The following is a 10,191-nucleotide window of genomic DNA, read 5'->3' on the forward strand; positions in this document are numbered from 1 at the left end:
CTAACGCGACCCACGCAGGCGCGGTTCCCCCTCCCACGACACTTTTTTCACTTTTCTCGAACCCGCGCCGCGGAAGCGGCGTCTAAGGTCCTGTCACCGCCCGCCCTCCGGCTCAGCGGCGGGGGCCCGCCAGTTCCCGGTACAGGTCGGCCAGCTGGGCGACGGCGTCGTCCTCGTCCGGCAGCATCGCCGACCGCTGCGCGGCGGCCGACCCGAGCCGCGCCGCGAGCGCCGGGTCGTCCAGGACGCGGCTCACCGCGCGTTCCAGGGCGCCCGCGTCGCCGGGCGGCACCAGCAGCGCCGCCTCGCTCTCGGGCCCGTGCAGCAGCTGACCGCCCGTGCCGCCCGCCGGGGAACCGCCGTCCGCCGCCCGGCCCGCCGCGCCGACCATGCCGGGGATGCCGCCGACCCGGGTCGCGACGAGCGGCAGCCCCGCCCGCAGGATCTCCTGGACGATCAGCGGCTGCCCCTCCCACACGCTCGGGACGACCGCGACGTCCGAGGCGGCCAGCAGCCCGGCGACGTCCGAGCGGCGCCCGAGCAGCCGCACGGGCAGCTCCTCGGCGTCGATCCGGGAGCGCAGCTCGTCCTCCAGGGGCCCGTCCCCGACGATCGCGACGAGCGGCGGCGGGGTGCGGCCCGCCCAGTCCCGCGCGGCGTCCAGCAGCGTCGGCAGGCCCTTCTGCTCGGCCAGCCGCCCCACCGTGATGATGAGCGGCCGGTCCCCCACGCCCAGCTCCGCGCGCAGGTCTGCGCGGACGGCCGGGCCCGGCGGCGCCTTCGGCGCGGGCGCGGGCACGATCGCGTGCCCGGCGGACCGGGCGCCGAGGGACCGCATCCGCTCCTCCAGGTCGGGCGAGACGCCGAGGACACGGGCCGCGCCGCGCGCCACGACGCGCTCCAGCGCCCCGTAGACCGCGGCCGTCCGCCCGCCCGCGATCACGGCGTTGTGCAGCGTGACGACCACCGGCGTCCGGCCCCGCGAGAACCGCAGCGGGCCCGGCGCGACCTGCGCGCACGCGGCGACGGCGATGGCACCGGCCCGCAGCCCGTGGGCGTGGACGACGTCGGCTCCGCGCACCAGCGACCGGAGCCGGGCGACGGCCTTGGCGTCGCGCGCCGGCCGGGGCCGGTCGGCGAGATCGACCTCCGCGAACCGGGCGCCGGCGCCGCTGAAGCCGAACAGCTCCTCCGTCGACGCGGGCCCGCAGACCACCACGCGGGCGCCGCGGCCGGCCAGGCCCGCGGCGACGGACCGCACGTGCCGCCCGACCCCGCCCGCGCTGGTGCCCAGCACCAGCGCCACGCGCAGGCCGTCCAGGTCCAGCGCGGAGCGTTCGGGGGGTCTGGGGGTCCGCCCCCGGGAGCGGCAGGGATCCTTCTCAGACATCGCGGGTGACCCTTCGGTTGAGGACGGCCCGCAGATCCCGGCCGTCGATCATGAATGCGATGAGCAGGAACGCCGCGCCGGCGGCGAGCGCGGCCACCGCCCCGGTCCCGGTGCTGTGCAGCTGCCCGCCCGTGCCGAGCAGGGCGGCGGTGGCGTACCCGGCCGCGCCTCCTCCTGCGCCGCCCGTCAGCCCGGCGGCCAGGGCGCGCGGCGTCCCGGCGACGGACGCGGCGCCCCGGGTGCGGACGAGCGCCGCGACCAGCAGGACGCCGCCGACGGTCATCCCGGCCGCGTTGCCGATGCCGAGCGCGGCGACCACCCACTCCCGGTCGACGGTGAGCACGAGCGCGACGTCGGCGGCCATCACGACCAGCCAGCCCGTCACGACCGCGCCGGCGGCCGCCCTCCCCCGGTGGCAGGCGTACAGGACGCGCCCCAGGTGCGCGACGAGCCCGTAGCCGACGAGACCGGGCGCGAACGCCAGCACCGCCCGCGACAGCACGTCCTGCTGGTCGGGCAGGCCGGGGTTGAACACGGCCGCGATCGGCACCGCGACGGCCGCGAGCACGGCGGCGCCCGCGCACGACACCAGGACGACCGCGCGGGTGGTGGACGCGGTGACCCGGTCGAACCGCTCGTGCTCCCCGGCGCTCATCCGCGCGGACAGGGCCGGGAAGGCGCTGGTCGCGATCGGCACGGCCAGGATCGCCCACGGCAGCAGGTAGATCGCCCACGCGTACTGGTAGTTGGCGAGCGCGCCGCCCGTGCCCTCGTAGCTCAGCCGCACGACCAGCAGCGCCGACAGCTGCTGCGCGGCGACCGTGGCGAGCCCGGCGGCGGCGAGCCGCCGCACCTTCCGCGCCACCCCGTCCGGGAACCGCAGCGTCGGGCGCAGCCGGAGCCGCAGCCGCCACGCCGCGATCCCGGCGGTCGCCGCCATCGCGACGCCGCCGAGCGCCGTGCCCACCGACAGCGTCAGCTCGGCGCTCAGCGGCAGGCCGGCCAGGTCGTTCTCGTACCCGCGGCCGAGGGGCGCGAAGACGAGGTAGGCGCCGATCACCACCAGGCTCGACATCAGCGGCGCGAGCGCCGGGGCGACGAACCGGCGGTGGGACTGCAGCACCCCGTACAGGACGACCGCCATCCCGTACATCACCATCTGCGCGGACATGACGGCGAGCATCGAGGAGCCGACGTCCACGATGCCGTCGCGCGAGCAGCCCTCCAGGTCGCGGCCGACGAGCAGCTCCATGACCGGCCGGGCGCCGAGCGCCATCAGCAGCGAGAGCGGCACCATCAGCACGACGATCCAGGTGAGCAGCGCCGACCCGATGCGGCGGACCTCGTCGCGGTCGCCGCGCTCGGCGGCCCCGGCCAGCACCGGCACGACCATGGCGGTGAGGGCGCCGCCCGCGACGATCTCGTAGACGATGAACGGGATCTGGGTGGAGGTGAAGTACGCCTGGCTGAGGCACGAGGTGGTGACGGTCTGGGAGAACGCGTAGGTGCGCCCGAATCCGGCCAGCCGCGCCAGGACCGTGACGATCGCTATGACGACGGCGGCGCCGGCGAGGCCGCCGGTCAGGCGGCGGAGAGTTGACGGTGGCACGCTGTTCGAATGCGGCGGGGGGTCTCGTGCGCCTATGCGGGGTCGGCGGTGACGCCGTTGCCCGCCACTCCGCTGCCCGCCGGACCGGACTGCGGCGGAACGGCCGGGCGGAACGCGTCCTCCATGTCGGGCTTGCCGTCGTCGGCCGAGGCCGCCGCCGGCGCGGGGGCCGGCGCGGCGACCGGGCGGCGGCCGAGCATGTCGATGCGGTTCAGCACCGGGTTGCCCGCGATGACCTTGGTGAAGCTGACGAACTCGCTGGCGGCGTTCAGCCCGACGAGGCCGGTCAGCACGGCGAGCCGGGGGCCGCGGCCGAGGCGGGTGGCGGCCAGGCCGAGCAGCGCGCCGAGGGCGTTGGACCCGGTGTCGCCGAGCATCGCGCGCTCGCCGAGGTCCTCGGGCAGCAGCGCGGCGGCGGCGCCGAGCGGCGCGGCCACGACGGCGGCGGACGGGCGCGCCAGCGCCAGCGGCGTGCCGGTGATCAGGCCGACCTTGACGGCCCGGCCGGGACGCAGGTCGAACAGGTTCATCAGGTTCGCGGACCCGGCGATGATCGCGCCGTTGACGAGGGCGTCGAAGGCGCGTCCCGTCCGGGTCGGGGCGGGCGACCCGGCGATGGCGGCGGCGGCGAGCCCGGTCGCGCCGATGCCGAGGATCTTCACGGCGCCGCTGGTGACCTCGCCGCGGGCCAGCGCGGTCAGGTGGCCCTTGAAGCCGCGCGAGGACGCCGAGCCGGCCAGGTCGTCGTAGCCGCCGAGGACGCCGGATCCGGCGCCGGCGAGCAGCGCGGCGGCGCGCATCCGGCCCGTCGCGCCGGGCGCCAGCAGCCCCGCCGCGGCGGCGCCCGCGACGACCGCGGGCCCCTCCAGCAGCGTCACCGGCTCGCCGCGGTGGTTGGTGCGGCCCCACACCTCGTCGCCCGGCACCCCGTTCAGGCCGGGCGGGTTGCGGGTCAGCGCGCCGTAGGCGGCGCGTGCGGCGGCGGCGCCCAGGGCCGCTCCGGCAAGCGCGCCGAGCCGTCCCGCCGAGCCGGCGTTGCGTCGCTTCATCAGGTCACCCGTTCTTCCCCGCCGTCGGCGCGGGCGAGGGCAGGTAGCCGCTCGCGCCGGCGCCCGTGCCGTACTGCCCGCTCTTGCCGTTCATCTCGTTCTGCAGCGCCAGGATCGTGACGACCTGGCCGGAGGGGGTGTCCACCACGTCGACGGTGGAGACCTTCTCCTCGGCGTCGGAGTCGCGCAGCGCCGCGATCAGCCCGCCCTCCTGCGCGGAGGTCGAGGGGCCACCGACGACCGTACCGCGCCCGGCGGCGTCGAGGGCGGATGCCAGCGAGATCAGGGCCTTGTTGTCGTCGCCGCCGCCCTCGTAGGCGTACGGGGTGGCGGGGCCGACCACCACGGCGAGCGTGGCGTGCTGGCCCGGCTTGCCGGTGGCGGTGATGTACCCGGCCTCCTTGAAGCCGTTGAGGACGGCCCCGCCGGAGGCGTCCTCGCGGCCGGACTCGTCGGGGTCCCGGGTGACCAGGGCGCCCGCCAGGACCGCGCCGGCCTTGTCGTAGGCGTTCGCGTCCTCGGGGAACTCGACGTCGTCGGCCTTGAGCTGGGTGGCCAGCTCCTCGATCGTCATCAGCTGGTCGTCGTCCAGGAGCTTCTTCTGGATCGTGACGCGGCCGGTGACGGCGGCGCCCGCGTTCTTGGCCAGCTCGCCGACCTGCTCGATGCTGTCGTCGCCGGCGCCGGGCGCCTCGACCATGACGACGGACTGGCCCTTGAGCCGGTCCGCGACGATCTGCGGCGACAGCAGGCCGGCGAACTGCTCCTGCCCGTTGACCTGCTCCTGCAGCTGCCGCTGCTGGTTGCGGGCCTGCTGGGCGGTCTTCGCGGCCTGGTTGGCCTGCTGCCGCAGGGTGTCGCTCACCGAGTCCGACAGCGTGGTGGAGCCCAGCACGATGCCGAGAGCCAGCGCCAGGAAGATCGCGACGATGGAGACGAGGTGGTAGCGGAAATCGATCACGTGAAGAGTCCGGTCAGCCAGAAGACGAAGGCGTGCCAGCGGTCGGCCAGGAGGGGACTGATGACGTCCCCCGCCGGGGACACCGCGACGGCGATGACGATGGCGACGAGCGCGCCGAGGACGAGGAACAGCAGCGACCAGGTGGAGATGCGGCTGCGGTAGAGGCGGCTGACGCCCTTGGCGTCGACGAGCTTGCTGCCGACCCGCAGGCGGGTGAGGAAGGTGCTGGCCATGCCGGCGCGGCCCTTGTCGAGGAACTCGACCATGTTGGCGTGCGTGCCGACCGCGACGATGAGCGAGGCGCCCTTGTCGTCGGCGAGCAGCATGGCGATGTCCTCGCTGGTGGCGGTGGCGGGGAACGTGACCGCCTCCAGGCCGAGCTCCGCCACCCGTTTCAGCCCCGGGGCCCGCCCGTCCCGGTAGGCGTGCACGACGATCTCCGCGCCGCAGGTGAGCGCGTCGTCGGAGACCGAGTCCATGTCCCCGACGATCATGTCGGGGCGGTAGCCGGCCTCCAGCAGCGCGTCGGCGCCGCCGTCGACGCCGATCAGGACCGGCCGGTACTCGCGGATGTAGGGCCGCAGGGTCGCGATGTCCTCGCGGTAGTGGTAGCCGCGGATCACGATGAGCGCGTGCCGCCCGGCGAGCTTCGTGGTGACGTCGGGGACGCCGACGCCGTCGATGAGCAGGTCGCGCTCGCGCTTGACGTACTCCATCGTGTTGGCGGCGAACGCCTCCAGCTGGCTCGCGAGGCCGGCCTTGGCCTCGACCAGCGCCGTCTCCACCGACTCGGGGGTCTGCTCGGTGCCCTTGACGATGAGCTCTTCGCCGCGGTGCACGGCGCAGCCGTCGACGCGGACCTGGTCGCCCTCCTGCAGCTTGGCGAAGATCTCCGGGCCGACGTCGTCGACCAGCGGGATGCCGGCCTCCAGGAGGATCTGCGGGCCGAGGTTGGGGTACCGGCCCGAGATGCTCGGCGCGACGTTGACGACGGCGCCGGCCTCGCAGGAGACCAGCGCCTCGGCGCTGACGCGGTCGAGGTCGACGTGGTCGATCACCGCGACCTCGCCCGGCTGGAGGCGCTTGGTGAGGTCCTTGGTGCGGCGGTCGAGCCGGACCGCGGCGTTGACCCCGGGCAGGCCGTCCTCGCGGCCGCGGCCGAGCGCGAGCGCGCGCAGCGGCAGTTTCTGTGCCAGCCGGACGCGGCGCTCGGTGGTGGGTGACGGGTCGCTCATCACTTGCCATCCTGCCAGAGCGCGGATGCGGACGCCCGAAAAGACGGGCGTCCAGGCGTGTCCGTTCGCGTACCCTCTGTGATTTTGCGGGGTGCTCGTCCCGCGGCGGGGGCACCCTGTCCGTCCGGGCGGCTCTCCGGTGCGGTCAACGTTCTTCGGAGGCCATCGCCAGGAGTTCCTCGGCGTGGGCGCGGCCCAGTTCGGAGTCCTCCAGGCCGGCGAGCATCCGGGACAGCTCCCGGACGCGCCCCTCGCGGTCCAGGGCGGTGACGCCGCTGCTGGTGACGCTGCCGTCGTCGGACTTCTCCACCAGCAGGTGCTGGTCGGCAAACGCGGCGACCTGCGGCAGGTGTGTGACGACGATCACCTGGGCGTTGCGGGCGAGCCGCGCCAGCCGGCGCCCGATCTCCACGGCGGCCTTGCCGCCGACGCCGGCGTCGACCTCGTCGAACACGAACGTCGGCACCGGGTCCGCGCCGGCGAACACGACCTCGATCGCCAGCATGACGCGGGACAGCTCGCCGCCGGAGGCGCCCTTGTGCAGCGGCAGCGGCTTGGCGCCCGGATGCGGCGCGAGCCGCACCTCCACCTCGTCGACGCCGTGCGGGCCGTAGTCCTCGGTCGGGGTGACGGTGACGACGACGCGGGCGTGCGGCATCGCCAGCGCGGTGAGCTCCTCGGTGACCGCGCCGGAGAACCGCTCGGCGGCGCGGGTGCGGACCTCGGTCAGCTCCGCCGCCTCGGCGGCGAGCCGCTCGGTCAGCTCCGCGTGCTCGGCCCGCAGCTCCTCGATGCGGTCGTCGTCGCCCTCCAGCTCGGTGAGCCGGGACGCGGACCTGCGCGCCCACTCCAGGACCTCCGCGACCGTGCCCTCCGTGCCGCCGTACTTGCGGGTGAGGCCGGTGAGCTCGGCCCGCCGCTCCTGGACGGCGGCGAGCCGGGCGGGGTCGGCGTCGACGGACTCGGCGTAGGACGCGAGGTCGGTGCCGACGTCGGAGACCAGGTAGCCGGCCTCGGCGAGCCGGTCGGCGAGCGCCGCCAGCTCCGGGTCGTGCTCGCGGACGGCGTCGAGCGCGTTGCGGGCCTGGCCGAGCAGGCTCGTCACGTTCGCGGCCTCGAACGCGGCGGCGGCGTCGCCGAGCAGCGCCTCGTGCGCGGTGTCGGCGGCGCCGCGCAGCGCGTCGGCGTGCCCGAGGCGCTCCTCCTCGGCCGCGAGGCCGACGTCCTCGCCGTCCTTCGGGTCGACCTTCTCGATCTCCTCCAGGCCGAAGCGGAGCACGTCCGCCTCCTGGGCCCGCTCCCGCGCCCGGGTCGTCAGCTCCTCCAGCAGCGCGGTGACCTGCCGGTGCCGCTGGTACGCCTTGGTGTAGGCGCGCATGGGCTTGGTGAGCGCCGCGCCCGCGTACCGGTCGAGCGCGCCGCGCTGCCGCGACGACTGCAGCAGCCGCTGCTGGTCGGACTGCCCGTGCACGGCGACCAGGTCGTCGGCGAGGTTGATCAGCACGTTGACGGGGACGGACCGCCCGCCGAGGAACGCGCGGGACCGGCCCTCCGCCGACACCGACCGGGTGACGATCAGCGCCCCGTCGTCCAGCTCGCCGCCGGACTCCTCGACGCGCTCGACCGCGCGGCCGCCGGGGTCGACCACGATCCGGCCCTCCACGGTGGCGCGGTCGGCGCCCGGCCTGACCCGCTGCGGGTCGGCGCGGCCGCCGAACAGCAGCCCGAGGCTGGTGACGACCATGGTCTTGCCCGCCCCGGTCTCGCCGGTCACCACGTTGAACCCCGGGGACAGATCGAGCACGGCCTCGTCGATCACTCCGAGGCCCTGGATCCGCACCTCATCGACCATCGGGCGCACCAGCGTCACAACCCTCCGCAAAACAGATCCCGGACCAGCGCCTGTGGAGATTATCTCCTCTCCCCGCCGGACGCTCCCCCGTCCGGCGCCGCGGACCCCCCGTCCGCCGCCGTGCCCGGCGCGGGGCGGCCGGGGTCGCCGCCCGCGGCCGGAGCGTCTCCGACCTGCGAGTCCTCCAGCGAGGGCGAGGGGCGCGCGGGCTGGCGGACCCGGCCCCGCCACCCCGTCACGGGCAGCCCGAACTTAGTTACCAGCCGGTCGGTGAACGGGGTGAGATGGAGCCGCGCGAGCCGCACCGGCTCGACGCCGCGCCGGACCTCGACCCGTGCGCCGGGCGGCAGGTCGAGGGTGCGCCGCCCGTCGCACCACAGGACGGCGCGGGGCGTGCCGGGCAGCACCTCCACCGCCACCGACGAGCGCGGCGACACCACCAGCGGACGCGCGAAGAGCGAGTGCGCGCTGATCGGCACGACCAGCATCGCCTCGACCTCCGGCCACACGACCGGGCCGCCGGCGGAGAACGCGTACGCGGTCGACCCGGTCGGTGTGGCGCACACCACGCCGTCGCAGCCCCAGTTCGACAGGGGGCGGCCGTCGATCTCGGCGACGACCTCCAGCATCCGCTCCCGCTCGCCCTTCTCGATGCTCGCCTCGTTCAGCGCCCACGTCGTGCCGAGGACCGTGCCGTTGCGGCGCGCGGTGACGTCGATCGTCATGCGCTCCTCGACGTCGTAGCGGCGGGCCACGACCCCCTCGACGGTGGCGGCGAGGTCCTCGCGCTCGGCCTCGGCGAGGAACCCGACGTGGCCGAGGTTGACGCCGAGCAGCGGCGTCCCGGACGTGCGGGTCAGGTCGGCGGCGCGCAGCAGCGTGCCGTCGCCGCCGAGGACCATGACGACCTCGGCGTCGTCGGCCGCGGCCGCGGTGCTGGGCATGACTTCCACGCCCGTGCCGCCGATCGCGGCGGCCTCCTCGTCGAGGACCCGCACGCAGATGCCGGCCTCGCTGAGCCGCTCGATGACCAGTTCGGCGCTGCGGATCGCCTCGGGACGCCCCGTGTGCGCCACGACAAGCACCGACCTCTTGCTCATGCTCTGCCCCACTCCCGACGCGCTACGGCGTACAGACGGCTGGACGGACGTCCCGGTCGGGTACGTTCCCGGTTCGGTCGCCCTCTGTACGGTCCCGCGGAGCCCTGTCGCTCATTGCGCTGCCGCTCAGCACGCTGCCGATCACTGCGGGCCCTCCGCGATGGCCTTGGCGAGGTCGGCCGGGTCGAGCGGCGGGGCGCCCTCGCGCAGCCAGAGGAAGTACTCCACGTTCCCCGACGGGCCCGGCAGGGGGCTCGCCGTCACGCCCCGGACCCCGAGCCCCATTGTCGCCGCATGCCCGGCCACGCGGCGCACCGCGTCGGCGCGGAGCTCCGGGTCGCGCACGACCCCGCCCGCGCCGACCCTGTCCTTGCCGACCTCGAACTGCGGTTTCACCATGAGCGCGAAGTCGGCGCCGGGCGCCGCGCAGGCGTGCAGCGGCCCGAGGACGAGCCTCAGGGAGATGAACGACAGGTCGCCGACGACGAGTTCCGGGGGCTCGCCGTCGAGCATCTCCGGCGTCAGCTCGCGGATGTTCACCCGTTCCATCACGGTCACCCGTTCGTCCGTCCGCAGGGACCATGCGATCTGGCCGTACCCGACGTCGACCGCGTACACCCGCGCCGCGCCGGCGCGCAGCAAGACGTCGGTGAACCCCCCGGTGGAGGCGCCGGCGTCCAGGCAGACGCGGCCCTTGACGTCCGGCCCGCCGAACGCGTCGAGCGCGCCGGCGAGCTTGTGCCCGCCGCGCGAGACGTACTCCGGGCCGGCGGCCGCCTCGGCGACCACGATCGCGGCGCCGGTCTCGACCTGCGTCGCCGCCTTCGCCGCGGGCTGCCCGCCGACCCGCACCCGGCCGTCGCCGATCAGCTGCCCGGCGTGCTCCCTGGACCGGGCGAGGCCGCGGCGCACGAGTTCCGCGTCCAGGCGGCGCCTGCTCATCGCCGTGCCTCCGTCCGGCGGGCCTCCGCCGGGTTCACGGGCGGGCTCACGGG

General features: G+C 75.5%; 7 protein-coding genes and 1 pseudogene. All 8 read right to left on the reverse strand.

Annotated elements, in window-relative coordinates:
- Positions 1-112: 112 nt before the first annotated feature.
- Complete coding sequence (locus E1266_RS15575) at positions 113-1,312, reverse strand: glycosyltransferase family 4 protein (protein ID WP_132047508.1); 1,200 nt, start codon at positions 1,310-1,312, stop codon at positions 113-115.
- 70 nt (positions 1,313-1,382) lie between these two features.
- Entirely contained in the window at positions 1,383-2,999 is a 1,617-nt protein-coding gene (locus tag E1266_RS15580; protein ID WP_132047494.1) for a lipid II flippase MurJ, read from the reverse strand.
- A 32-nt stretch (positions 3,000-3,031) separates the two neighbouring features.
- Positions 3,032-4,048: a hypothetical protein gene (locus E1266_RS15585; RefSeq protein ID WP_132047496.1), complete on the reverse strand. Its 1,017-nt coding sequence runs from the start codon at positions 4,046-4,048 to the stop codon at positions 3,032-3,034.
- A gap of 4 nt (positions 4,049-4,052) precedes the next feature.
- Positions 4,053-5,009: a copper transporter gene (locus tag E1266_RS15590; protein ID WP_132047498.1), complete on the reverse strand. Its 957-nt coding sequence runs from the start codon at positions 5,007-5,009 to the stop codon at positions 4,053-4,055.
- Positions 5,006-6,244, reverse strand: coding sequence for a putative cytokinetic ring protein SteA (gene steA, locus E1266_RS15595; RefSeq protein WP_132047500.1), 1,239 nt, complete (start codon positions 6,242-6,244; stop codon positions 5,006-5,008). The genes E1266_RS15590 and steA overlap by 4 nt, the downstream gene beginning before the upstream one ends.
- A 145-nt stretch (positions 6,245-6,389) precedes the next feature.
- Positions 6,390-8,096 carry a DNA repair protein RecN gene (gene recN, locus E1266_RS15600; protein ID WP_132047502.1) on the reverse strand — a complete coding sequence of 569 codons (1,707 nt, stop codon included), beginning with the start codon at positions 8,094-8,096 and terminating at the stop codon, positions 6,390-6,392.
- A 215-nt stretch (positions 8,097-8,311) separates the two neighbouring features.
- Positions 8,312-9,196: pseudogene (locus tag E1266_RS15605) on the reverse strand (NAD kinase); the annotation flags it as partial.
- 141 nt (positions 9,197-9,337) lie between these two features.
- Positions 9,338-10,138 (reverse strand): TlyA family RNA methyltransferase, encoded by an 801-nt coding sequence (locus tag E1266_RS15610; protein ID WP_132047506.1) that lies wholly within the window; start codon positions 10,136-10,138, stop codon positions 9,338-9,340.
- Positions 10,139-10,191 lie beyond the last annotated feature (53 nt).

Origin of the sequence: Actinomadura sp. 7K534 (assembly GCF_004348575.1) — a bacterium.
In the GTDB taxonomy this organism is placed as follows: domain Bacteria; phylum Actinomycetota; class Actinomycetes; order Streptosporangiales; family Streptosporangiaceae; genus Spirillospora; species Spirillospora livida.